General features: G+C 61.0%; 23 protein-coding genes and 1 pseudogene. 4 read left to right on the top strand and 20 right to left on the bottom strand.

Features of this window, described 5'->3' with window-relative positions; genetic code table 11:
* Window positions 1-12: 12 nt before the first annotated feature.
* From ACNFH5_RS03220 to rpmH, 20 genes are all read right to left on the bottom strand, one after another.
* Complete coding sequence (locus ACNFH5_RS03220) at window positions 13-600, bottom strand: MarC family protein (RefSeq protein ID WP_017518835.1); 588 nt, start codon at window positions 598-600, stop codon at window positions 13-15.
* A 110-nt stretch (window positions 601-710) separates the two neighbouring features.
* The gene (gene glmU / locus ACNFH5_RS03215) at window positions 711-2,078 is read right to left on the bottom strand and encodes a bifunctional UDP-N-acetylglucosamine diphosphorylase/glucosamine-1-phosphate N-acetyltransferase GlmU (protein ID WP_416744146.1); all 1,368 of its coding nucleotides are present in this window, start codon (window positions 2,076-2,078) and stop codon (window positions 711-713) included.
* Window positions 2,079-2,189: 111 nt separating this feature from the next.
* Entirely contained in the window at window positions 2,190-2,615 is a 426-nt protein-coding gene (locus tag ACNFH5_RS03210) for a F0F1 ATP synthase subunit epsilon (protein ID WP_254469679.1), read from the bottom strand.
* Window positions 2,616-2,655: 40 nt separating this feature from the next.
* A complete protein-coding gene (gene atpD, locus ACNFH5_RS03205) occupies window positions 2,656-4,032 on the bottom strand; it encodes a F0F1 ATP synthase subunit beta (RefSeq protein ID WP_045213787.1) in 1,377 nt (458 codons plus the stop codon).
* A gap of 30 nt (window positions 4,033-4,062) precedes the next feature.
* A complete protein-coding gene (atpG, locus tag ACNFH5_RS03200) occupies window positions 4,063-4,923 on the bottom strand; it encodes a F0F1 ATP synthase subunit gamma (protein WP_017518839.1) in 861 nt (286 codons plus the stop codon).
* 52 nt (window positions 4,924-4,975) lie between these two features.
* Entirely contained in the window at window positions 4,976-6,520 is a 1,545-nt protein-coding gene (gene atpA / locus ACNFH5_RS03195) for a F0F1 ATP synthase subunit alpha (RefSeq protein ID WP_045213785.1), read from the bottom strand.
* An 18-nt stretch (window positions 6,521-6,538) separates the two neighbouring features.
* The gene (locus ACNFH5_RS03190; RefSeq protein WP_024765001.1) at window positions 6,539-7,075 is read right to left on the bottom strand and encodes a F0F1 ATP synthase subunit delta; all 537 of its coding nucleotides are present in this window, start codon (window positions 7,073-7,075) and stop codon (window positions 6,539-6,541) included.
* A gap of 12 nt (window positions 7,076-7,087) precedes the next feature.
* Window positions 7,088-7,558, bottom strand: coding sequence for a F0F1 ATP synthase subunit B (locus tag ACNFH5_RS03185; protein WP_017518842.1), 471 nt, complete (start codon window positions 7,556-7,558; stop codon window positions 7,088-7,090).
* A 52-nt stretch (window positions 7,559-7,610) separates the two neighbouring features.
* The gene (gene atpE, locus ACNFH5_RS03180) at window positions 7,611-7,868 is read right to left on the bottom strand and encodes a F0F1 ATP synthase subunit C (protein ID WP_003457994.1); all 258 of its coding nucleotides are present in this window, start codon (window positions 7,866-7,868) and stop codon (window positions 7,611-7,613) included.
* Between the two features lie 110 nt (window positions 7,869-7,978).
* Complete coding sequence (atpB, locus tag ACNFH5_RS03175; protein ID WP_017518843.1) at window positions 7,979-8,848, bottom strand: F0F1 ATP synthase subunit A; 870 nt, start codon at window positions 8,846-8,848, stop codon at window positions 7,979-7,981.
* A gap of 16 nt (window positions 8,849-8,864) precedes the next feature.
* On the bottom strand, window positions 8,865-9,272 hold the full coding sequence (locus ACNFH5_RS03170) for a F0F1 ATP synthase subunit I (protein WP_416744145.1): 408 nt from the start codon (window positions 9,270-9,272) through the stop codon (window positions 8,865-8,867).
* 151 nt (window positions 9,273-9,423) lie between these two features.
* Window positions 9,424-10,296 carry a ParB/RepB/Spo0J family partition protein gene (locus tag ACNFH5_RS03165; protein ID WP_416744144.1) on the bottom strand — a complete coding sequence of 291 codons (873 nt, stop codon included), beginning with the start codon at window positions 10,294-10,296 and terminating at the stop codon, window positions 9,424-9,426.
* A 17-nt stretch (window positions 10,297-10,313) separates the two neighbouring features.
* Complete coding sequence (locus ACNFH5_RS03160) at window positions 10,314-11,102, bottom strand: ParA family protein (RefSeq protein ID WP_024765005.1); 789 nt, start codon at window positions 11,100-11,102, stop codon at window positions 10,314-10,316.
* Window positions 11,103-11,120: 18 nt separating this feature from the next.
* Window positions 11,121-11,771, bottom strand: a complete 651-nt coding sequence (rsmG, locus tag ACNFH5_RS03155) for a 16S rRNA (guanine(527)-N(7))-methyltransferase RsmG (protein WP_416744143.1) — start codon at window positions 11,769-11,771, stop codon at window positions 11,121-11,123.
* A complete protein-coding gene (mnmG, locus tag ACNFH5_RS03150) occupies window positions 11,771-13,663 on the bottom strand; it encodes a tRNA uridine-5-carboxymethylaminomethyl(34) synthesis enzyme MnmG (protein ID WP_416744142.1) in 1,893 nt (630 codons plus the stop codon). Before mnmG ends, rsmG begins: the two co-directional genes overlap by 1 nt.
* A gap of 547 nt (window positions 13,664-14,210) precedes the next feature.
* Window positions 14,211-15,578, bottom strand: a complete 1,368-nt coding sequence (gene mnmE / locus ACNFH5_RS03145) for a tRNA uridine-5-carboxymethylaminomethyl(34) synthesis GTPase MnmE (protein WP_416744140.1) — start codon at window positions 15,576-15,578, stop codon at window positions 14,211-14,213.
* A 106-nt stretch (window positions 15,579-15,684) separates the two neighbouring features.
* A complete protein-coding gene (yidC, locus tag ACNFH5_RS03140; protein WP_416744139.1) occupies window positions 15,685-17,433 on the bottom strand; it encodes a membrane protein insertase YidC in 1,749 nt (582 codons plus the stop codon).
* A 2-nt stretch (window positions 17,434-17,435) separates the two neighbouring features.
* Window positions 17,436-17,684: a membrane protein insertion efficiency factor YidD gene (yidD, locus tag ACNFH5_RS03135; protein WP_015479779.1), complete on the bottom strand. Its 249-nt coding sequence runs from the start codon at window positions 17,682-17,684 to the stop codon at window positions 17,436-17,438.
* Window positions 17,677-18,084: a ribonuclease P protein component gene (gene rnpA, locus ACNFH5_RS03130; protein WP_026079029.1), complete on the bottom strand. Its 408-nt coding sequence runs from the start codon at window positions 18,082-18,084 to the stop codon at window positions 17,677-17,679. The genes yidD and rnpA overlap by 8 nt, the downstream gene beginning before the upstream one ends.
* A gap of 14 nt (window positions 18,085-18,098) precedes the next feature.
* Window positions 18,099-18,233, bottom strand: a complete 135-nt coding sequence (gene rpmH, locus ACNFH5_RS03125; RefSeq protein WP_003100258.1) for a 50S ribosomal protein L34 — start codon at window positions 18,231-18,233, stop codon at window positions 18,099-18,101.
* Between the two features lie 519 nt (window positions 18,234-18,752).
* On the opposite strand from rpmH, the gene dnaA reads away from it, so the two are divergent.
* From dnaA to gyrB, 4 genes and pseudogenes are all read left to right on the top strand, one after another.
* The gene (dnaA, locus tag ACNFH5_RS03120; protein WP_416744136.1) at window positions 18,753-20,282 is read left to right on the top strand and encodes a chromosomal replication initiator protein DnaA; all 1,530 of its coding nucleotides are present in this window, start codon (window positions 18,753-18,755) and stop codon (window positions 20,280-20,282) included.
* A gap of 29 nt (window positions 20,283-20,311) precedes the next feature.
* Window positions 20,312-21,418 (top strand): DNA polymerase III subunit beta, encoded by a 1,107-nt coding sequence (dnaN, locus tag ACNFH5_RS03115; protein ID WP_416744134.1) that lies wholly within the window; start codon window positions 20,312-20,314, stop codon window positions 21,416-21,418.
* 9 nt (window positions 21,419-21,427) lie between these two features.
* A pseudogene (recF, locus tag ACNFH5_RS03110) lies at window positions 21,428-22,530 on the top strand (DNA replication/repair protein RecF).
* Between the two features lie 3 nt (window positions 22,531-22,533).
* Complete coding sequence (gene gyrB, locus ACNFH5_RS03105; RefSeq protein ID WP_416744132.1) at window positions 22,534-24,951, top strand: DNA topoisomerase (ATP-hydrolyzing) subunit B; 2,418 nt, start codon at window positions 22,534-22,536, stop codon at window positions 24,949-24,951.
* Window positions 24,952-25,003 lie beyond the last annotated feature (52 nt).

The following is a 25,003-nucleotide window of genomic DNA, read 5'->3' as shown; positions in this document are numbered from 1 at the left end:
AAGGAGACGGCATCAGGCAGCGATGTGCAGGAAGCTGCGCACGTTCTGCAGGAGCATGTTCACGCTGAGCATGATCAGCAGCATGCCGGCCAGGCGTTCCACGGCCATCAGCCCCCGCGGGCCGAGGAAGCGCTGGAGGAACGCCGCCTGCATCAGGATGAATGCCGTCGCCGCCCAGGCCAGGATCACCGCCAGGTAAAGCTCCCATAAGGGACCAGTGTAGGTGCTGCGCAGGGTGATCAGCATCGCCAGGGCGGAAGGCCCTGCCACCGCTGGTGTGGCCAGCGGCACGAACAGTGGCTCATTGTCCGGCATATCGCCCAGCACGCCCTGCGGCGTGGGGAAAATCAGGCGCATCGCCACTACGAAGAGGATGATGCCGCCGGCAATACCGGTGGCTTCCTTGGATAAGCCAAGCCCGGTGAGGATGTGCTCGCCCAAGGTGAGGAACAACAGCAGCAGGCCCAGTGCGAACAGCAGCTCGCGCAGCGCGACCTTCAGACGACGTTCAGCGGGGACGGACTTGAGGGCGGCGAGGAACACCGCGATGTTGCCGAACGGGTCGGTGATCAGAAAGATCAGGATGGCGACGCCAAGCATGACCGGGAAAACTCCAGCAGGAACGAGCCACGTGGCGGTGGCCTGTGAATAACAGAAGAGGCGCCCCACCCTGTGGATAAAAAATTACCCACAGAGTAGCGGCCTGTGAATCAGGATTTCTTGATCTTTTCCGGGCGCTTCCAGCCTTCGATCACCCGCTGCTTGGCACGACCGACGCCGAGAGTGCCGGCAGGAACCTCGGCGGTGATAGTGGAGCCCGCGCCAGTCGTGGCGCCGGCACCGATATCCACAGGCGCCACCAGCGAGTTGTTGGAACCGATAAAGACGTCTTCACCGATGGTGGTGCGCCACTTGTTCGCGCCATCGTAGTTGCAGGTGATAGTGCCGGCGCCGATGTTGGTGCGCGCACCGACTTCACTGTCGCCCAGGTAAGTCAGGTGGCCGACCTTCACACCGTCCTGCAGGTGCGCGTTCTTCAGCTCGACAAAGTTACCCACATGCACCTTACGCTCCAGCACGCTACCCGGACGCAGGCGGGCGAATGGGCCGACATCACTGTCGGGGCCGACGTGGGCGCCTTCCAGGTGCGAGTTGGCCTTGATGATGGCGCCGCGGCGCAGGGTACTGTCCTTGATATAGCAGTTCGGGCCGATCTGTACGTCGTCCTCGATCTCTACCTGGCCTTCGAGGATCACGTTGATGTCGATGCTCACATCGCGACCGACACTGACTTCGCCACGCACGTCAAAGCGAGCCGGATCGATCAGGGTCACGCCCTGGGCCATCAGGCGACGTGCCACACGCAGCTGGAAGAAGCGCTCCAGCTCGGAGAGCTGCAGGCGATCGTTGGCGCCCTGGGTCTCCATCGCCACCTGGGGTTGGGCGGTGGCCACGCGCAGGCCGTCGCCGACTGCCATAGCAATCACGTCGGTGAGGTAATACTCGCCCTGGGCGTTGGAATTGGACAGACGCGACAGCCAGCCCAGCAGGCGCTCGCGCGGCGCGGCGAGGATGCCGGTGTTGCCTTCGCGGATGGCGCGCTGCTCGGCGGTAGCATCCTTCTGCTCGACGATGGCCTGAACCTCGCCATTGCTGCCACGGATGATGCGGCCATAGCCGGTGGGATCGTCCAGTTCCACGGTCAGCAGCGCCAGTTGCTCTGCCGTGGCCTGGGCCATCAGGCGCTCCAGGGTCGGCTGCTCGATCAGCGGCACATCGCCGTAGAGGATCAGCACGCTGTCTGCACTCAGGAACGGGGCGGCCTGCGCCACGGCGTGGCCGGTGCCCAGCTGCTGTTCCTGGATCACGAAATTCAGGTCATCCGCCTGCAGGCGCTCGCGCACCAGGTCGGCACCATGGCCAATCACCACGTGGATGCGCGAGGGGCCAAGGCCACGGGCAGTGTCGATCACATGGGCAAGCATCGGTTTGCCAGCAACCGGGTGCAGGACTTTCGGCAGGGCCGAGCGCATGCGGGTGCCTTGGCCGGCGGCAAGAATGACGATTTCGAGAGACATGGGTGGGAGACCGTCCTGGTGAGCGGGATTACCCGCGAGTGGAAAAAGAAAAAGGGTAGCCAAGGCTACCCTTTTCCTATTTGACGCTGAAGTCCCGAAGGACTTCGCGGCTTAGCCGCCGAACTTCTTGCGAACCTGCTGGACCGTGCGCAGTTGCGCTGCGGCTTCGGCCAGGCGGGCTGCGGCGGAGCTGTAGTCGAACTCTGCACCTTTACCTTGCAGAGCCTTCTCAGCTTCCTTCAGTGCGGTCTGGGCAGCCGCTTCGTCGAGGTCACCTGCACGAATCACGGTGTCGGCGAGAACCTTGACCATGTTCGGCTGTACTTCGAGGAAGCCGCCGGAGATGTAGTACACCTCCTGCTCGCCACCCTGCTTCACCAGGCGGATCGGACCCGGCTTGAGCTCGGTGATCAGCGGCGCGTGGCCCGGAGCGATACCCAGATCGCCCAGCGAGCCGTGCGCTACGACCAGCTCAACCAGACCGGAGAAAATCTCCGCTTCGGCGCTGACGATGTCGCAGTGGACAGTAATAGCCATACCCTTGCCTCACGTAAGCGCCCGTTGCCGGGCGCACGGATTACAGCTTCTTCGCTTTCTCGATGGCTTCTTCGATGCCGCCGACCATGTAGAACGCCTGCTCGGGCAGGTGATCGTAGTCGCCGTTGAGGATGCCTTTGAAGCCAGCGATGGTGTCCTTCAGGGAGACGTATTTGCCCGGCGAGCCGGTGAATACTTCAGCCACGAAGAACGGCTGGGACAGGAAGCGCTGGATCTTACGAGCACGGGCCACCAGCAGCTTGTCGGACTCGGACAGTTCGTCCATGCCGAGGATCGCGATGATGTCCTTCAGCTCCTTGTAGCGCTGCAGAACATACTGCACGCCACGAGCGGTGTCGTAGTGATCCTGGCCGATGACCAGCGGGTCCAGCTGACGGGAAGTCGAGTCCAGCGGATCAACTGCCGGGTAGATACCCAGCGAGGCGATGTCACGGGACAGTACGACGGTGGCGTCCAAGTGGGCGAAGGTGGTCGCCGGGCTCGGGTCGGTCAGGTCGTCCGCGGGAACGTAGACGGCCTGGATCGAGGTGATCGAGCCTTTCTTGGTGGAGGTGATGCGCTCTTGCAGAACGCCCATCTCTTCGGCCAGGGTCGGCTGGTAACCTACTGCGGACGGCATACGGCCCAGCAGTGCGGATACTTCGGTACCGGCGAGGGTGTAACGGTAGATGTTGTCGATGAACAGCAGTACGTCACGGCCTTCGTCACGGAACTTCTCGGCCATGGTCAGGCCGGTCAGTGCAACGCGCAGACGGTTGCCCGGCGGCTCGTTCATCTGGCCGTATACCAGGGCTACCTTGTCCAGTACGCCGGAATCCTTCATCTCGTGGTAGAAGTCGTTACCCTCACGAGTACGCTCACCCACACCAGCGAACACAGAGTAACCGCTGTGCTCCATGGCGATGTTACGGATCAGTTCCATCATGTTTACGGTCTTGCCTACACCGGCGCCACCGAACAGACCGACTTTACCGCCCTTGGCGAACGGGCAGACCAGGTCGATAACCTTGATGCCGGTTTCGAGCAGGTCGTTGCCGCCTGCCTGGTCAGCGTAGGACGGAGCGTCGCGGTGGATACCCCAACGCTCTTCTTCGCCGATGGGGCCGGCTTCGTCGATCGGGTTGCCCAGCACGTCCATGATACGGCCCAGGGTCTTGGTGCCGACCGGGACGGAGATGGCTGCGCCGGTGCTTTCCACGTTCAGGCCACGCTTGAGGCCTTCGGTGGAACCCATCGCAATGGAACGAACCACGCCGTCGCCCAGCTGCTGCTGAACTTCCAGTGTGGTTTCGACGCCCTGAACTTTCAGGGCCTCATAGATGCTCGGCACGGCATCGCGCGGGAATTCCACGTCGATCACGGCGCCGATGATTTGAACGATACGTCCGCTACTCATGTCTGGTTCCTCTGAATTTTGAACCTGTTCTTACACCGCGGCAGCGCCGCCGACGATTTCCGAGATTTCCTGGGTGATCGCCGCCTGACGTGCCTTGTTGTAGATCAGTTGCAGACCACTGATCAGATCACCGGCGTTGTCGGTAGCGTTCTTCATTGCAATCATCCGGGCCGCCTGCTCACAGGCGTTGTTCTCAACCACGGCCTGGTACACCTGGGATTCCACGTAGCGCACCAGCAGGCCGTCGAGGAGGGCCTTGGCGTCGGGTTCGTAGAGGTAGTCCCAGTGGTGCTTCAGCTCGGCATTGTCCTCGGCCACCAGCGGAATCAGCTGTTCCACGGTCGGCTTCTGGGTCATGGTGTTGACGAACTTGTTGGAAACCACGTACAGGCGATCGATACGACCTTCCAGGTAGGCATCCAGCATGACCTTGACGCTGCCGATCAGATCATTGATCGACGGCTCTTCGCCCAGGTGGCTGATAGCTGCAACTACGTTGCCGCCATAGCTCTTGAAGAAGGATGCACCCTTGGAGCCGATCACGCAGAGGTCAATCTCCGCGCCACGATCGCGCTGCCCGCTCATGTCCTTGACGAGAGCCTTGAACAGGTTGATGTTCAGGCCGCCAGCCAGGCCACGGTCGGAGCTCACCACGATGTAGCCGACGCGCTTGACTTCACGCTCGACCATGAACGGGTGACGGTATTCCGGGTTGGCGTTGGCCAGATGGCCGATCACCTGGCGAATGCGCTCCGCGTAGGGACGGCCGGCCGCCATGCGCATTTGTGCCTTGCGCATCTTGCTCACCGCCACCTTTTCCATGGCATTGGTGATTTTTTGCGTGCTTTTGATGCTCGCAATCTTGCTGCGAATCTCTTTTGCGCCTGCCATTTCACACCTATCGGTTTAGCAGGCGGGGGCCGTTAACGACCCCCGCTGCGGCTTACCAGGTTTGGGTGGCCTTGAACTTCTCGATGCCGGCCTTGATGCCTGCGTCGATTTCGTCGTTGAAGTCACCCTTCTCGTTGATCTTCGCCAGCAGAGCGGCGTTCTCACGTTGGAAGTAGGCGATCAGCGCTTGTTCGAAGGCGCCCACCTTGGCGATCTCGACGTCCTGCAGGAAGCCACGCTCGGCGGCATACAGGGACAGCGACATCTCGGCGATGGACATCGGCGCGTATTGCTTCTGCTTCATCAGCTCGGTAACGCGCTGACCATGTTCCAGCTGCTTGCGGGTCGCGTCGTCCAGGTCCGAAGCGAACTGGGCGAAGGCCGCCAGTTCACGGTACTGGGCCAGCGCGGTACGGATACCGCCGGACAGCTTCTTGATGATCTTGGTCTGGGCCGCGCCACCTACACGGGATACCGAGATACCGGCGTTGACGGCCGGACGGATACCCGAGTTGAACATGGCCGATTCCAGGAAGATCTGACCGTCGGTGATGGAAATCACGTTGGTCGGAACGAATGCGGAAACGTCGCCAGCCTGGGTTTCGATGATCGGCAGGGCGGTCAGAGAACCGGTCTTGCCTTTCACTTCGCCGTTGGTGAACTTCTCTACGTACTCTTCGGAAACGCGGGAAGCGCGCTCCAGCAGACGGCTGTGGAGATAGAACACGTCGCCCGGATAAGCTTCGCGGCCCGGCGGACGGCGCAGCAGCAGGGAGATCTGGCGGTAGGCTACGGCCTGCTTGGACAGGTCATCGTACACGATCAGGGCATCTTCACCGCGGTCGCGGAAGAATTCGCCCATGGTGCAACCGGAGTACGGAGCCAGGTATTGCAGAGCTGCGGATTCCGAAGCACTGGCAACGACCACGATGGTGTTGGCCAGGGCGCCGTTTTCTTCCAGCTTGCGAACGACGTTGGCGATGGTCGATTGCTTCTGACCAATGGCTACGTAGACGCAACGGATGCCGCTGTTCTTCTGGTTGATGATGGCGTCGATGGCCAGAGCGGTTTTACCGATCTGACGGTCACCGATGATCAGCTCGCGCTGGCCACGGCCAACCGGGATCATGGCGTCGACCGACTTGTAACCGGTCTGAACCGGCTGGTCTACCGACTTACGCCAGATCACGCCCGGTGCCACTTTCTCGACGGCGTCGGTCAGTTTGGCATCGATCGGGCCTTTGCCATCGATCGGGTTACCCAGGGCGTCGACAACGCGACCCAGCAGTTCCGGACCAACCGGTACTTCCAGGATGCGGCCGGTGCACTTGGCATTCATGCCTTCTTTGAGGTCCTGGTATTCACCCAGTACCACAGCACCAACGGAGTCTTGCTCCAGGTTCAGCGCCATACCGTAGACGCCGCCCGGGAATTCGATCATCTCGCCGTACATGACGTCGGCCAGACCGAAGATGCGCACGATGCCATCGGAAACACTGACGATGGTGCCTTCGTTGCGCGCTTGCGAGGCGACGTCGAGTTTCTCGATGCGCCCCTTGATGATTTCACTAATTTCGGAAGGATTGAGTTGCTGCATGCCGCTGCCCCTTCAAACTCAAGATTTCAACGCTTCGGCCAGTTTCGCGATTTTGCCGCGCACCGAGCCATCGATTACCAAGTCACCGGCGCGAATTACCACGCCGCCGATCAGGCTCGCGTCTTCCGACGCATGAAGTCGCACTTCGCGACTGAGCCGGGCGCTGAGAGCCTTGGCGAGTTTGTCCTGCTGTTGCTGGTCCAAGGCGAAGGCACTGGTGACCTCGACCTCGACCAATTTTTCCTGCTCGGCCTTGAGTTGCTCGAACATCACGAAGATGGTCGGCAGCAGGTCGAGCCGCTTGTTTTCAGCCACAGTCCGGACGAAGTTCTGGGCCGGAGCATTGAGCTTGTCGCCACACACGTCGATCAGCGCGTCAGCCTTGGCGGCTGCGGTCAGCTGGGGCTCCTTGAGCAGCTGGCGCACGGTGTCGTCCTGCGACACTGCAGCCAGCACACCCAGAGCAGCAGACCAATCGGCCAATTGCTGATGAGCCTGGGCGTACTCGAAAGCCGCCTTCGCGTATGGACGAGCCAATGTGGTCAGTTCTGCCATATCGCCCTCTGCTTAGATCTCGGCGGCCAGTTGATCAACCAGCTGCTTTTGCGCATTGGCATCGATCGAAGCTCCCAGGATCTTCTCGGCGCCGGAGACAGCCAGGGCACCCACTTGGGCACGCAGGGCGTCTTTGACGCTGTTGAGTTCCTGTTCGATCTGGGCTTTGGCCTGGGCGATCATGCGATCACCTTCGGCACGGGCCTGATCACGGGCTTCGTCAACGATCTGGTTAGCGCTCTTCTTCGCCTGCTCGATGATTTCGGCTGCCTGAGCCTTGGCTTCGCGCAGTTGCTGACCCGCTTTCTCGTGGGCCAGTTCCAGGTCACGAGCCGCGCGGTTGGCAGCGTCCAGGCCGTCGGCAATCTTCTTCTGACGCTCGTGCAGAGCCGCGATGACCGGAGGCCACACGAACTTCATGCAGAACAGGACGAAGATGGCGAACGCGATGGCCTGGCCGATCAGAGTTGCATTAATGTTCACGCCAATACCTCGCTCGTTCGTTGTTCAGTCACAGATTTCCGCGTTGCGGAAATTACTGGGCAACCTGAGCAATGAACGGGTTAGCGAAGGTGAAGAACAGAGCGATACCAACGCCGATCATGGTCACGGCGTCGAGCAGGCCAGCGACGATGAACATTTTGACCTGCAGCATCGGAACCATTTCCGGCTGACGAGCAGCGCCTTCCAGGAACTTGCCGCCCAGCAGGCCGAAGCCGATGGCGGTACCCAGAGCGCCCAGACCGATCAGCAGAGCAACGGCGATAGCAGTGAGTCCAACTACAGTTTCCATTTTTCCTCCCGACTTTTTTGTCGTGTTGGTTAAAGGTTGAAGCAAGTTAAGGTGGTGAAGCTCTTCTTACGCCCACTCCCGCAGGGGAATGGGCGCATAGAATCTTTGGATCAGTGGCTGTCTTCGTGAGCCATCGACAGATAGACGATGGTCAGCATCATGAAGATGAAGGCCTGCAGGGTGATGATCAGGATGTGGAACACGGCCCACGCCCAGTTCAGCACGACGCCCATGCCGCCCAGCCAGAGGATGCCGGAACCGAACATCACGGCGATCAGGATGAAGATCAGCTCGCCGGCGTACATGTTGCCGAACAGACGCAGTGCCAGGGATACCGGCTTGGCGATCAGGGTCACAAACTCCAGCAGGAAGTTCACGGGGATCAGGATGATCTGAACCACCATGTTGCTGCTGTGGAACGGGTGCAGGGTCAGTTCGCCGAGGAAGCCGCCGATGCCCTTGACCTTGATGCTGTAGAAGATGATCAGCGCGAAGACCGCGATCGACATGCCGAAGGTGGCGTTCGGATCGGTGGTGGCTACGGCGCGGAAGAACAGGTGCTCGTTGCCGGTCACCGCCTGGGCCGCGAGCGGCAGGAAGTCCACGGGCACCAGGTCGATCAGGTTCATCAGGAAGATCCAGACGAACACGGTCAGCGCCAGCGGTGCGATGAGCGGGTTACGGCCGTGGAAGGTGTCCTTCACGCTGCCGTCGACGAACTCCACGAGAACTTCGACGAAGTTCTGCAGGCCGCCAGGTTGACCGCTGGTGGCCTTCTTGGCTGCCATGCGGAAGATAAGGATGAACACCAGGCCGAGGAATACGGACCAGCCCAGGGTATCAACGTGGAATGCCCAGAAGCCCATTTCCTTGGCTTGTTCGGCGGTGTGGGCGAACCCCCAGGAACCATCCGGCAGACGACCCAGAGTCAGGTTCTGCAAGTGGTGCTGGATGTAACCCGAAGCGCTTTCTGCTGCCATGTTTGCCTCAATCGCTCTAAGGTCTTGTAAATGTGTTTCGCATCAGCAGGGGTGCAAACCAGCTGACCGCGAGGGTCAGCAGGTAGAGGCCGAACAGCGCCAGGGGCGCCAGCGGCTTCACACCTGCGAACGTCAGTGCGAAGAGCACTGCCGTCAGAATCAGTTTTCCCGCCTCACCGGCATAAAAGGACCGGACTATCAGCTGGGCAGAACGCGCACCGCTGTAGCGGAACGCCTTGCGAGCAAAGTACAGATTCGGCAACCACGCAATCAGGCCCCCGAGCAATCCGGAATAGCCTGCGACCGATCCCTGTGCAAACCACAGGGTTGCTGCACCGATAAGCAGCACCACCAGTTGGACGAGCAACAGGCTGAACGCCGGTTGACGATGGAAGGGCAAACGATTGGGCTTGCGGGGTTCCATCTGAGCTCACAGTCCTCTGGCGTCGGCTTCACAAATCAACAACTTGGCATACTTTGTGCCGACAAAATTGCGCGCAGAGTATAGGGGGCGCCGCATACCCATTCAACCGTCAGGTAGTGATTTCCGACGACCCCTACATGCTACGTTCGTATCAACGTATGTGCGCGAGAACGCCCTGGAGCTCATCGAGGGAGTTGTAGCGGATCACCAACTGCCCTTTGCCCTTCTGCCCATGGCGAATCTGCACCGGAGCGCCCAGGCGCTCGGCCAGGCGCTGTTCCAGGCGGCTGATGTCCGGGTCGGTCCTGACCGCTTTGACAGGTTCCTCGGAGGTATTCAGCCACTGGCGCACTAGTGCTTCGGTCTGACGCACGGTGAAGCCTCGTGCGACAACATGTCGCGCACCTTCGACCTGACGATTCTCGGGCAATCCGAGCAGGGCGCGGGCGTGGCCCATTTCAAGATCTCCGTGGGAGAGCAGGGTCTTGATCTCTTCCGGCAGGGCGATCAGGCGCAGCAGGTTGGCCACCGTCACGCGGGATTTGCCGACGGCGTCGGCGACCTGTTGCTGGGTCAGCTGGAATTCCTGCTGCAGGCGCTGCAGCGCGGCGGCTTCCTCGATGGGGTTGAGGTCCTCGCGCTGGATGTTCTCGATCAGCGCCATGGCGATGGCGGCTTCGTCCGGCACTTCGCGGACCATGGCCGGGATCTTTTCCAGGCCGGCCTGCTGGCTGGCGCGCCAGCGGCGTTCACCGGCAATGATCTCGTAGCGACCCTTGTCGATCGGGCGAACCACGATCGGCTGCATCACGCCCTGGACCTTGATCGACTGGGCGAGTTCTTCCAGGGCCTGCGGGTCCATGTCGCGACGGGGCTGGTACTTGCCACGCTGGATCAGGTCCAGCGGCAGGTGTTGCAGCTCCTTGCTGTCCACCTGAACGGCTTCTTCCTGCAGCGTAGCGGCGCTGGAGCCACTGAGCAGGGCGTCCAGCCCGCGTCCGAGACCTCGTTTCTTGGCGGCCATGCGGGTTCCTTAATCTCTTAGGCGGGGGCGGTGGTGCGGGCGGCGCGCTGACGGCGCACCAGCTCGCCGGCCAGCGCCAGGTAGGCGAGGGCACCGCGCGATTGCTTGTCGTAGACCAGCGCCGGCATGCCGAAGCTGGGTGCTTCGGCCAGCCGCACGTTGCGTGGGATCACGGTGGTGTAGAGCTTGTCGCCGAAGTGTTCCTGCAACTGCGCGCTGACGTCGTTGGTCAGGCTGATGCGCGGATCGTACATCGTGCGCAGCAGGCCTTCGATCTTCAGCGCCGGGTTCAGTCGCTCAGCGATGCGCTGGATGCTGTTCATCAGGTCGGTCAAACCTTCCAGTGCGTAGTACTCGCACTGCATCGGGATGATCACACCGTCCGAAGCGGACAGGGCGTTGACCGTCAGCATCGACAGCGACGGCGGGCAGTCGATGAGGATGAAGTCGTAGTTCTCGCGGATCGGCGCCAGCGCGTGGCGCAGGCGATGTTCCTTCATGTCCATTTCCAGCAGCACCACTTCCGCTGCGGTGAGGTCGCGGTTGGCGGGTAGCAGCTGGTAGCCGCCGTGCTCGGAGAACTGCATGGCCTGGGCCAGGTCGCATTCGCCGGTGAGCACGTCGTAGATGGAATGGTCCAGGGACAACTTATCCACACCGCTGCCGGTGGTGGCATTGCCCTGTGGATCAAGATCGATCAGCAGCACGCGTCGCTTGGTAGCGACCAGCGATGCCGCGAGGTTGATACAGGTCGTGGTCTTGCCGACGCCGCCCTTCTGGTTGGCGATCGCGAATACCTTAGCCATGGTTTTCCCCACTCCCCGTCATGCAGTGCGGCGCAGTATCAGCAGATGGCGCTGGCCTTGGCAACCCGGCACCACCAGAGCACGTTCGGCTTCGACCCGGAAATCTTCCGGGAGTGCCGCGAGCTCGTCGCTGGGGTGCACGCCTTTCATGGCCAGCCAGTTGGTCTGGGTGTCCCCCAGGTGGCGCGTCCAGTTGGTGAAGTCTTCGAGACTGCTGAACGCCCGGGAGACGATGCCGTTGAACGGCTGCTCGGGCTGGAAGGCTTCGACCCGGCTGTGGATAACCTGCAGGTTGTCGAGCTTGAGCTCCAGCTTCACCTGCGTGAGGAAGCGGGTCTTCTTGCCGTTGCTGTCCAACAGAGTCAGGAACTTGCCGGGGAACAGGATGGCCAGCGGAATGCCGGGCATGCCGCCGCCGCTGCCGACGTCCAGCCATCGTTCGCCGCCGGCGGCCTCGAACGATGGGACGATACTCAGGCTGTCGAGCAGGTGGCGGGAGACCATTTCATCCACATCGCGCACGGCGGTGAGGTTGTAGGCCTTGTTCCATTTGACCAGCAGGGCCAGGTAATCCAGCAGTCGCTGTTGGGTAGCGGCGTCGATATCCAGGCCAAGCGTCTGGATGCCACGCGCGAGTTCTTCGGCGTGGCGGGCGGTGACCAGGGACATCAGGCGCTCTGCTCCAGCTGACGACCGGAGGAACGCTTCTTCAGGTGGATCAGCAACAGGGAGATGGCCGCCGGGGTGACGCCCGGGATGCGGCCGGCCTGACCGAGGGTTTCCGGTCGGGCGTTACCCAGCTTGAGCTGGATCTCCTTGGAGAGCCCGGAAATGGACTGGTAGTCGATATCCACAGGCACACGAGTGTCTTCGCTGGCGCGCAAGCGAGCGATCTCTTCCTGTTGGCGATCGATGTAACCCGCGTACTTGGTGCGGATCTCCACCTGTTCGGCGACTTGCGGGTCATCCGCGCTTACGCCAGTCACTTCGGCCAGGCTGACGTAGTCGATTTCCGGACGGGCCAGCAGGTTCAGCAGATTGTATTCGTGGGCCAGCGGAGTGCCGAAGCGCTCGGCAATGGCGTCGCCCTGCGGTGTATTGGGGCGGACCCAGGTGCTCTTCAGCCGCTGCTCCTCGCGTTCGATGCCTTCACGCTTGGCTTCGAAGGCCGCCCAGCGCTCGTCGTCGATCAGACCCAGTTCGCGGCCTTTCTCGGTCAGGCGCAGGTCCGCGTTGTCCTCGCGCAGGATCAACCGGTATTCGGCGCGCGAGGTGAACATGCGGTACGGCTCCTGGGTGCCGAGAGTAATCAGGTCGTCGACCAGCACGCCGATGTAGGCCTCGTCGCGACGCGGGCACCAGCTTTCACGACCTTGCGAACGCAGTGCGGCGTTGGCGCCGGCGAGCAGGCCCTGAGCGCCGGCTTCTTCGTAACCGGTGGTGCCGTTGATCTGGCCAGCGAAGAAAAGGCCGCCGATCACCTTGGTCTCCAGGCTGTACTTCAGGTCGCGCGGGTCGAAGTAGTCGTACTCGATGGCGTAGCCCGGGCGAACGATGTGCGCGTTCTCCATGCCGCGGATCGAGCGGACGATCTCAAGCTGCACATCGAAGGGCAGCGACGTGGAAATACCGTTCGGGTACAGCTCATGGGTGGTCAGGCCTTCCGGTTCGAGGAAGACCTGATGGCTGTCCTTGTCGGCGAAGCGATGGATCTTGTCTTCGATCGACGGACAGTAGCGCGGCCCGACGCCTTCGATCACGCCGGAGTACATGGGTGAGCGGTCGAGGTTGGACGCGATGATCTCATGGGTACGCGCGTTGGTATGGGTGATCCAGCAGCTGACCTGGCGCGGGTGCATTTCCTTGTTGCCCAGGAAGGACATCACCGGGATCGGCGTATCGCCGGGCTGCTCGGTCATTACGCTGAAATCGACACTGCGGCCGTCGATGCGCGGCGGGGTGCCGGTCTTCAGGCGACCGACACGCAGCGGCAGCTCGCGCAGGCGTCGGGCCAGGGCGATCGAGGGCGGATCACCGGCACGGCCACCGGAGTAGTTCTCCAGGCCGATGTGGATAAGTCCGCCGAGGAAAGTGCCGGCAGTGAGAACGACGTTATCGGCATGGAATTTCAGACCCATCTGGGTCACTACGCCGCGCACCTGATCCTGTTCGACGATCAGGTCATCACAGGCCTGCTGGAATATCCACAGGTTCGACTGGTTCTCCAGGATCTCGCGCACGGCGGCCTTGTAGAGAACACGGTCTGCCTGGGCGCGAGTCGCACGGACTGCCGGGCCTTTGCGGCTGTTCAACACGCGGAACTGGATGCCGCCTTTATCGGTGGCCAGTGCCATGGCACCACCCAGCGCATCGATTTCCTTTACCAGATGGCTTTTGCCGATCCCACCGATGGCGGGGTTGCAGCTCATCTGGCCAAGGGTTTCCACATTGTGGGTGAGCAGCAGCGTCTTCACGCCCATGCGTGCAGCCGCTAGTGCGGCCTCTGTGCCGGCATGGCCGCCGCCGATCACGATCACGTCAAAACGGGAAGGGAAATCCACCACGCACCTCGTGCCTGTTGATCAAGGAGAAAGAAGAGAGCCGGACAGTATAGGGGTTAAGGGCTTTCGATTGAAGGCACCTGAACAAAAAATAGCCAACGGGCACTGTTCGCCTCTATAGAAAATAAAAGAGAGGAACTTCTTTAAATCTTTTTAGAGCTTGTGTTTATGTATGGTGAAGCAGTTTTCTGTGGATAACCACTTGTAGGCCAGATATGGCTTAGGTTTCAGCGCCTAACAACCCTGTGTCGATTCTGTACGATGGCAGGGGATCCCCCGTGTTCAGCCTGTGGATTAATAGGTTTGTTATCAACAGGCGTATTTATCCACTGGATGATGCAGGGTTTGTTAACGCAGCTGTACGCGACTTTTCCACAAGGCTCAGGGAAGCCTGTGTAATTTGCAATTTATGCTCTGAAGGCCACGTATGACGGGCATCCTGAAGAGTTTCTGGTTGTGGATAGGTCTTCAGGGGAGAGAAATGCCGGACAGCAGAAGACGCGATGACGAGTAGACCCGTCATCGGCAGGGAAAGCGGAGTTGTGGATTACTTGCCGATGCAGAAGCTTGAGAAGATACGTCCCAGCAGGTCGTCCGGCGTGAAGGCGCCGGTAATCTCGCCCAGGGCTTGCTGGGCCTGACGCAGGTCTTCGGCCAGCAGTTCGCCTGCGCCGCTCAGGGTGAGCTGTGCGCGGCCGTGCTCAAGGCTGTCTCCCGCCTGTCGCAGAGCTTCAAGGTGGCGCCGGCGAGCGCTGAAGCTGCTCTCCGCGGTCTGTTCGAAGCCCATGCAGGCCTTCAAGTGCTCGCGCAGGAGGTCCAAGCCATGGCCCGAGCGGGCGGACAGGGTGATGGTGACGTGGCCGTCGGCGCTTTCTTCGAGCCCGATGTGCTCTGTGGATAAATCCGCCTTGTTGCGGATCAGCGTCACATGCGCCGGGTCTGGCCGGCTGTCGAGGAACTCCGGCCACAGTGCAAAGGGGTCGTTGGCTTCCGGTGCGGTGGAGTCGACCACCAGGAGTACCCGGTCGGCCTCGTTGATGGCCTTCAGCGCACGCTCTACGCCGATCTTTTCCACATGGTCATCGGTACTACGCAGGCCGGCGGTATCGATGATGTGCAGTGGCATGCCGTCGATGTGGATATGTTCGCGCAGCACGTCGCGTGTGGTGCCGGCAATGTCAGTGACGATGGCGGCTTCACGCCCGGCGAGGGCGTTCAGCAGGCTGGATTTTCCGGCGTTGGGACGCCCGGCAATAACCACGGTCATGCCGTCGCGCAGCAGTGCACCCTGGCCGGCTTCGCGCAGTACCGAAGCCAGTTCGGCGCGTACTGCATCCAGTTGCGAGAGGACATGGCCATCGGCGAGGAAGTCGATTTCTTCTTCCGGGAAGTCGATGGCGGCCTCGACGTACATGCGCAGGCCGATCAGTTGGTCGGTGAGGCTGTGTACGCGGCGGGAGAACTCGCCTTGCAGGGAGCGCACGGCATTGCGTGCAGCTTGCGCGGAGCTGGCCTCGATGAGGTCGGCGATGGCTTCGGCCTGGGCCAGGTCGAGCTTGTCGTTGAGGAAGGCGCGTTCGCTGAACTCGCCGGGGCGGGCCTGGCGTGCGCCGAGTTCCAGACAGCGCTGCAGGAGCATGTCCATCACCACTGGGCCACCGTGCCCTTGCAGTTCGAGTACGTCTTCGCCGGTGAAGGAGTTCGGGCCCGGAAAGTAGAGCAGCAGGCCTTCGTCGATGACATCGCCGTCATCGGCGTGGAACGGCCCGTAGTGGGCGTAGCGCGGTTGTGGCTCGCGACCGCTCAGGGTGATGGCCATGGCCCGCGCACGAGGGCCGGAGACGCGGACGATGCCCACTCCACCACGGCCCTGGGCAGTGGCGACGGCGGCGATGGTTTCACGGGCTGCATTCATGTCGGCGGTCTCGCGGTTGTTGTCGTGGCTCGCGGGCAGGCAAGTTATCCACATAGCAAAACGCCCCACGAGGGGGCGTCTTGTCGATCGGTGTCAGGCTGCGATATCAGGCAGAAGCCTTCTTCGCGGCAGCCTCGATCCGACGGGTAATGTACCACTGCTGTGCGATGGACAGGCAGTTGTTCACAACCCAGTACAGAACCAGACCGGCTGGGAACCACAGGAAGAAGAAGGTGAAGATGATCGGCATCAGCTTCATCACCTTGGCCTGCATGGGGTCCGGCGGCGTCGGGTTGAGCATCTGCTGAACCAGCATGGTGGCGCCCATGATGATCGGCAGGATGAAGAACGGATCTTTCACCGACAGGTCGACGATCCAGCCCAGCCACGGAGCCTGGCGCATCTCGACGCTTTCCAGTAGAACCCAGTACAGGGAGAGGAAGACCGGCATCTGTACCAGGATCGGCAGGCAGCCGCCCAGCGGATTGATCTTCTCTTTCTTGTACAGCTCCATCATCGCCTGGGACATCTTCTGGCGATCGTCGCCATGCTGTTCCTTCAGTGCAGCCAGTTTCGGCGACACGGCGCGCATGCGGGCCATGGAGCGGTAGCTGGCAGCGGACAGCGGGAAGAAAGCCAGTTTGATGACGATGGTCAGGAAGATGATCGACCAGCCCCAGTTACCCACCAGGTTGTGGATATGTTGCAGCAGCCAGAAGATCGGCTGGGCGATGAACCACAGCGGGCCGTAGTCGACGGTCAGTTCCAGGCCCGGGGACAGTTCCTTCAGGTATGCCTGCAGTTTCGGGCCGGCATACAGGGTCATGCTGGTTTCGCCCTTGGCGCCGGGAGCGACGGTCAGGTTGGGACCGGTGTAGCCGACGATGTAATTGCCCTGGGCGTCCTTACGGGTCATCACGCTGTGGGTATCGCCCTTGGCGGGAACCCAGGCGGTGACGAAGTAGTGCTGCAGCCAGGCTACCCAACCACCCTGGACGGTTTCCTTGAACTGCTCCTTGTCCATGTCCTTCATGGACACTTTCACGTAGGGCTTTTCAGGGGTCCAGACCGCAGCGCCGAGGTAGGTCGATACGCCGGTAGCGGTGGTGGAGGACGGGTCGACGCTGGCGTCACGCTTGAGCTGGGCGAACAGCGAGGCGTTCCACGGTTTGTCGCTCTGGTTGTCGATCAGGTAGCTCACGCCGACCTGATAGGCATTGGGATTGATGCACTCCAGCTTCTTCTGCGCTTTTTCCTTCTCGGTGCAGTCGTTTTTCAGGCCGCGGTGGAAGGTGAAGCGCTTGATGTAGCTGACGCCGTCCTGTGCATAAGTCAGGTCGACGACCATCTGGTCCTGGCCGTCGGCCAGTTCGTAGACGGGTTTAGCCGAGGCGTAGAGCGGACGACCACTGGCAGCGGCATCCGGACCGTTGGCTCCGGTCAGGCCACTCTGGGCCAGGTAGGTGCGCTGGTTGTCACGCTCGAACAGCGGGAACGGCACGTCCGGGCGGTCCTGGCGCAGCGGGTACTGGGTCAGGCCGAGCCTGATCACGTCGCCGCCGCGCGGGTCGATGGTCAGGTCCAGGACATCGGTCTTCACGCGGATCAGCTGTTCGCTGGCTGCCGCCGGCTTCTGCTCGTTGGGCAGGCTGGCCTGGGCGTTCTGCGTGGTGGGTACGTCGGCATTGGCCGCGTTGCCGGCAGGCACGGAAGTGTCTGGCAGGCCTTCAGTCTGATTGAAGGTCGCGGTCTGTGCCGGCAGTTCGGGCTGGCCGTAGTCCTTGTTCCACTGGAGAACCAGCGCATAGGACACGATTGCCAGGGCGACGAATAGGATTGAACGTTTGATGTCCATGGTTACTCGGCCGTCGAGGAAGGGGCGGGCTTGGAAGGATCTGGCGGTACCGGATCGTAGCCACCGGGATGCCAGGGGTGGCAGCGGCCGAGGCGACGAGCGGCCAGCCAGCCACCACGCAGGAAGCCATGGGTTTCAATGGCCTCCTGCGCGTAGCAGGAACAGCTGGGGTAGAAACGACAGTGCCTGCCCATCATGGGACTGATGGCGTAGCGGTAAAACTGGATCAGTAACAGCGCCAGTCTACGCATGGGAACTGTCGGCCACTCCCGGAGATTCTGTCGAAGGTTCCGGGCTGGGCCGGTTGCGCAATAGACGCTTCCAGAGTTTGCCGAACTGCTGGTGCAGCTCTTCATTCTCCAGATCGCCGAGGCCCTTGCGCGCGATCACCACGATATCCAGGCCAGCCAGCTTCTGCTGGTTATGGCGGAAGGATTCACGGAGAAGGCGTTTGAGGCGGTTGCGCTCGACGGCGAGCTTGACGTTCTTCTTACCGATCACCAGGCCCAGGCGGGGATGATCGAGACCGTTTTCGCGCGCCAGCAGCAGGATGTGCTTGCCGGGAACCTTGGAGGTGGGGGAGTCGAAGACTGCAGTGAATTGCCGGGCTGTCAGAAGACGCTTATCCCGGCTGAAATCTCGACTCACCACCTGTGTCAGACAAATCAGACGGTCAGACGCTTACGGCCCTTGGCGCGACGACGCGACAGAACCTGACGACCGTTTTTGGTGGCCATGCGAGCGCGGAAGCCGTGCACGCGAGCGCGCTTGAGGGTGCTGGGTTGGAAAGTACGTTTCATGATTCGGTACCTGGGTTTGACGACATGAGGTCGCAGTGACCCCGTTTAAAGAGACCGGCGATTCTAGTGAAATCAGGCGGTCAGGTCAATTTCCAACCAGACCCGGATACAAAATCTATAGAAAGGGAGGAAATCTCTTTTTTAAAGATTGAAGCGATGATTATGTTTATGCAGGCCTTTGCCTGTGCATAAGTCTGCAAGCGCCTTTGAATAAGCGGCCTGGGTGGAATGATAAGCCTGTCGGGAAGTCGTGGGCTGCTTGTGTGGGGCCGGTTGGAAAGCTGGGTATGGAATGCGGCTTTTTCCACAGGGATTTTTTCCACAGAACGATCACCAGAGTCTTCCCCTGCCCCATCAAGCTGTTATCCACAAGGCTCAAGGCGCTATTAGCCGACCGCCGGTAAAATCATTAACACCTTGATTTTACTTGTATCCCGGCTCGCTTAACTGTGGATAAGTTGGCCGGGCGCGGATACAATAGCCGCCTGTTTCGCTTTGCGACTTCTTTGGGGGATATCCGTGTCCGTGGAACTTTGGCAGCAGTGCGTGGAGCTTCTGCGCGACGAGCTGCCGTCCCAGCAATTCAACACCTGGATTCGACCTTTGCAGGTCGAGGCCGAGGGTGAAGAGCTGCGCGTCTACGCACCCAACCGTTTCGTACTCGACTGGGTCAATGAAAAGTACATGGGGCGCTTGCTCGAACTGCTGAGCGAGCGCGGTAATGGGCAGATCCCAGCGATCTCGCTGCTGATTGGCAGCCGCCGCAGCCGTACGCCGCGCCCTGCCCTGGTACCTACGCCGCAGGTCAGCGTCCAGCCAGTCGCGCAACCAGTAGTGGCCCCTGTTGCCGTTGCTCCGGCGCCGGTGGCGATGTCCGTTGCCGAACCGCAGCTGATCCAGGCTGCGCCGGTGCAGGCCATCGCTGATCTTGACGAATCCAGCCCGGGTATCGACCCGCTGGCCGCCGCCATGCCGGCTGCTGCGGTGCGTACGGAGCGCAACGTGCAGGTAGAAGGTGCGCTCAAGCACACCAGCTACCTCAACCGCACCTTCACCTTCGAGAACTTCGTCGAAGGTAAATCCAACCAGTTGGCCCGCGCAGCGGCCTGGCAGGTAGCGGACAACCTCAAGCACGGCTACAACCCGCTCTTCCTTTATGGCGGCGTCGGCCTGGGGAAAACCCACTTGATGCACGCTGTGGGTAACCATCTGCTGAAGAAGAACCCCAATGCCAAGGTCGTGTACCTGCATTCGGAGCGCTTCGTCGCGGACATGGTGAAAGCGCTGCAGCTCAATGCCATTAACGAGTTCAAGCGCTTCTACCGTTCGGTGGACGCGCTGTTGATCGACGATATCCAGTTCTTTGCCCGCAAGGAGCGTTCCCAGGAAGAGTTCTTCCACACCTTCAACGCCCTTCTTGAAGGCGGCCAGCAGGTCATCCTGACCAGCGACCGCTACCCGAAGGAAATCGAGGGCCTGGAAGAGCGCCTGAAGTCTCGCTTCGGCTGGGGTCTCACGGTGGCCGTGGAGCCGCCGGAGCTGGAAACCCGTGTGGCGATCCTGATGAAGAAGGCCGAGCAGGCCAAGGTCGAACTGCCGCACGACGCTGCGTTCTTCATCGCCCAGCGCATTCGCTCCAACGTGCGCGAGCTGGAAGGTGCGCTCAAGCGTGTGATTGCCCACTCCCACTTCATGGGCCGGCCGATCACCATCGAGTTGATCCGCGAGTCGCTGAAGGACCTGCTGGCCCTGCAGGACAAGCTGGTCAGCATCGACAATATCCAGCGCACCGTCGCCGAGTACTACAAGATCAAGATCGCCGACCTGCTGTCCAAGCGCCGTTCGCGCTCGGTGGCACGTCCGCGTCAGGTTGCCATGGCACTCTCCAAGGAACTGACCAACCACAGCCTGCCGGAGATCGGCGTGGCCTTCGGCGGTCGGGATCACACCACGGTGCTGCACGCCTGTCGTAAGATCGCTCAACTCAAGGAATCCGACGCGGATATCCGCGAGGACTACAAGAACCTGCTGCGTACTCTGACCACTTGACGCAGCCTCACGAGGCAAGGGACTAGACCATGCATTTCACTATTCAACGCGAAGCTCTGTTGAAACCCCTGCAACTGGTCGCTGGCGTTGTTGAGCGCCGCCAGACGCTGCCGGTTCTTTCCAACGTCCTGCTGGTCGTCGAAGGTCAGCAACTGTCGCTGACCGGTACCGACCTCGAAGTCGAACTGGTGGGTCGTGTCACGCTGGAAGATGCTGCCGAGCCGGGTGAAATCACCGTGCCGGCGCGCAAGCTGATGGATATCTGCAAGAGCCTGCCCAGCGATGCCGTGATCGATATCCGCGTTGACGAGCAGAAGCTTCTGGTAAAAGCCGGCCGCAGCCGCTTCACCCTCTCCACCCTGCCCGCCAATGACTTCCCCACCGTGGAAGAAGGCCCGGGCTCGCTGACTTTCAGCCTGGTGCAGAGCAAGCTGCGTCGCCTGATCGATCGCACCAGCTTCGCCATGGCGCAGCAGGATGTGCGTTATTACCTGAACGGCATGCTGCTGGAAGTTAGCGGCGGTACCCTGCGTGCTGTGGCCACCGACGGTCACCGTCTCGCCATGTGCTCGCTGAGCAACGGCGTGCCGGAAGCTCAGGATCGCCATCAAGTGATCGTGCCGCGCAAAGGCATTCTTGAACTGGCTCGCCTGCTCACCGAGCAAGACGGCGAAGTATCCATCGTGCTTGGCCAGCATCACATTCGTGCGACCACCGGTGAGTTCACCTTCACTTCCAAACTGGTGGACGGCAAGTTCCCCGACTATGAGCGCGTACTGCCCAAGGGTGGTGACAAGCTGGTGCTCGGTGATCGCCAGGTTCTGCGCGAAGCGTTCAGCCGTACCGCGATTCTTTCCAACGAGAAGTACCGTGGTATCCGTCTGCAGCTCTCCAATGGCCTCCTGAAAATCCAGGCGAATAACCCGGAACAGGAAGAGGCGGAAGAAGAAGTGCAGGTCGACTACAACGGTGGCAGCCTGGAAATCGGCTTCAACGTGAGCTACCTGCTGGACGTCCTGGGTGTAATGGGGACCGAGCAGATGCGCATGATCCTCTCCGACTCCAACAGCAGTGCACTCCTGCAGGAAGCGGACAATGACGATTCTGCCTACGTCGTCATGCCGATGCGCCTCTGACGCGTATCGATGTCCCTTACCCGCCTTTCGGTCACCGCGGTGCGTAACCTGCACCCGGTGACCTTCTCCCCCTCCCCCCGCATCAACATCCTCTACGGCGAAAACGGCAGCGGCAAAACCAGCGTGCTGGAAGCCATCCACCTGCTCGGGCTTGCCCGCTCATTCCGCAGCATGCGTCTGCAACCTGTCATCCAGTACGAAGAACCGGCTTGCACGGTGTTTGGACAGGTGCGCCTGGGCAATGGCTTTGATAGCAGCCTGGGGGTGTCGCGAGATCGCCAGGGGGAGTTTCAGATTCGCATCGATGGCCAGAATGCGCGGAGCGCTGCCCAGCTAGCGGAGACCCTGCCGCTGCAACTGATCAACCCGGATAGCTTCCGCTTGCTGGAGGGCGCTCCGAAGATTCGCCGGCAGTTCCTCGATTGGGGTGTGTTCCACGTGGAACAACGCTTCATGATCGCCTGGCAAAGACTGCAGAAGGCCCTGCGGCAGCGGAACTCGTGGCTCCGACATGGTAAACTGGACGGTGCTTCGCAGGCAGCGTGGGACCGCGAATTATGCTCGGCGAGCGATGAAATCGACGCCTATCGGCGGTCCTATATCCAGGCACTCAAACCCCAGTTCGAGCGTACCCTGGCCGAGCTGATCCAGATCGATGATCTGACGCTCAGCTATTACCGGGGATGGGATAAGGAACGCGAGCTGAGTGAAGTGCTGTCTTCCAGCCTGCTGCGCGATCAGCAGATGGGGCATACACAGGCCGGGCCGCAAAGAGCGGATTTGAGAATTCGCCTGGGGGGACACAATGCCGCGGAGATCCTATCTCGTGGCCAACAGAAATTGGTGGTCTGCGCTTTGCGGATTGCCCAGGGGCATTTGATCAACCAGGCCAAGCGCGGGCAATGCGTCTACCTGGTGGATGACCTCCCCTCCGAATTGGATGAGAAGCATCGGTTGTCATTGTGCCGGCTTCTCGAAGATCTGGGTTGCCAGGTATTCATCACCTGCGTTGACCCGCACTTATTGAAAGACGGCTGGCAAATGGAAACGCCGGTGTCGATGTTCCACGTGGAACATGGGCGCGTCTCTCAGGACACTACCATCGGGAGTGAAGAATGAGCGAGAACACCTACGACTCTTCCAGTATCAAGGTACTGAAGGGGCTGGATGCCGTACGTAAGCGTCCAGGCATGTACATCGGTGACACCGACGACGGCACTGGCCTGCACCACATGGTCTTCGAGGTCGTGGACAACTCGATCGACGAAGCGCTGGCGGGTTACTGCAGCGAGATCAGCATCACCATTCACACCGATGAATCCATAACCGTGCGCGACAACGGTCGCGGCATTCCGGTGGATATCCACAAGGAAGAAGGGGTCTCCGCGGCCGAGGTCATCATGACCGTCCTTCACGCCGGTGGTAAGTTCGACGACAACAGCTACAAGGTATCCGGCGGCCTGCACGGCGTGGGTGTCTCGGTTGTGAACGCCCTCTCCCACGAGCTGCGCCTGACCATTCGCCGTGAAGGCAAGGTCTGGGAACAGGTTTATCACCACGGCGTTCCGCAATTCCCGCTGCGCCCGGTGGGCGATACCGATGGGTCGGGTACCGAAGTTCACTTCAAGCCCTCCCCGGAAACCTTCCACAATATCCACTTCAGCTGGGACATCCTGGCCAAGCGGATTCGCGAGCTGTCCTTCCTCAACTCCGGCGTCGGCATCGTCCTGCGTGACGAGCGTGCCGGCAAGGAAGAGCTGTTCAAGTACGAGGGTGGCCTGCGCGCTTTCGTCGAGTACCTGAACACCAACAAGACCGCGGTGAACCAGGTCTTCCACTTCAACTGCCAGCGCGAAGAAGACGGCGTCGGCGTGGAAGTCGCTCTGCAGTGGAACGACAGCTTCAACGAGAACATCCTCTGCTTTACCAACAACATTCCCCAGCGTGACGGCGGTACCCACCTGGCGGGCTTCCGCTCCGCCCTTACCCGTCATCTGAACAACTACATCGAGCAGGAAGGCCTGGCGAAGAAATTCAAGATCGCCACCACGGGTGACGACGCCCGTGAAGGTCTGACTGCAATCATTTCGGTGAAGGTGCCGGATCCTAAGTTCAGCTCGCAGACCAAGGACAAGCTGGTTTCCTCGGAGGTGAAGACTGCCGTGGAACAGGAGATGGGCAAGTACTTCGCCGACTTCCTGCTGGAGAACCCGAACGAAGCCAAGGCCGTGGTCGGCAAGATGATCGACGCTGCCCGCGCCCGTGAAGCCGCGCGCAAGGCCCGTGAGATGACTCGCCGCAAGGGCGCGCTGGACATCGCCGGTCTGCCGGGCAAGCTCGCCGACTGCCAGGAGAAGGACCCCGCCCTCTCCGAACTGTACATCGTGGAAGGTGACTCCGCGGGCGGTTCTGCGAAGCAGGGCCGTAACCGCAAGACCCAGGCGATCCTGCCGCTCAAGGGCAAGATCCTCAACGTCGAGAAAGCTCGCTTCGACAAGATGCTGTCCTCCCAGGAGGTCGGCACGCTGATCACCGCGCTGGGCTGCGGTATCGGTCGCGAGGAGTACAACATCGACAAGCTGCGCTACCACAACATCATCATCATGACCGATGCTGACGTCGACGGTTCGCACATCCGTACCCTGTTGCTGACCTTCTTCTTCCGTCAACTGCCGGAGTTGGTCGAGCGTGGCTACATCTATATCGCTCAGCCGCCGCTGTACAAGGTGAAGCGCGGCAAGCAGGAGCAGTACATCAAGGACGACGTGGCCATGGAGGAATACATGACCCAGTCGGCCCTTGAGGAAGCCAGCGTGCACGTCAACGAAAGCGCCCCGGGCCTGTCCGGAGAAGCGCTGGAGAAGCTGGTTAACGAATATCGTGGTGTCATGCGCACCCTCTCCCGCCTGTCCCGTCTGTACCCGCAGGACCTGACCGAGCACTTCATCTACCTGCCGCGCATCGAGGCCGACAAGCTGGGTGACCAGGCCACCATGCAGGCCTGGATCGAGCAGTTCCAGGCGCGCCTGAAGGCGGTGGAGAAGTCCGGCCTGACCTACAAGGTCAGCCTGCGCGAAGACCGCGAGCGTCACCTGTGGCTGCCGGAAGTCGAGATGGTTGCCCACGGCCTGTCGAACTACGTTACCTTCAACCGCGACTTCTTCGCCAGCAACGATTACCGCGCGGTAACCGAACTGGGCAGCAAGCTGAACAGCCTGCTGGAAGATGGCGCGTACGTGCAGAAGGGTGAACGCAAGAAGAGCGTCAGCAGCTTCAAGGAAGCTCTCGACTGGCTGATGACCGAAGGCACCAAGCGCCACAGCATCCAGCGATACAAAGGTCTGGGCGAGATGAACCCGGATCAGCTGTGGGAAACCACCATGGACCCGAACGTGCGTCGCATGCTCAAGGTAACCATCGAGGATGCCATCGCGGCCGACCAGCTGTTCAATACCCTGATGGGCGATGCCGTGGAGCCGCGCCGCGACTTCATCGAAAGCAACGCCCTGGCAGTGTCCAACCTGGACGTCTGACCTGCAGGCAAAAAGAAAGGGCCCTTCGGGGCCCTTTTCTTTTGCTTCGCAG

Source organism: Pseudomonas sp. NY15435 (genome assembly GCF_048068295.1).
Taxonomy (GTDB): domain Bacteria; phylum Pseudomonadota; class Gammaproteobacteria; order Pseudomonadales; family Pseudomonadaceae; genus Pseudomonas.
This window is presented reverse-complemented; position numbering and strand designations above follow the sequence as displayed.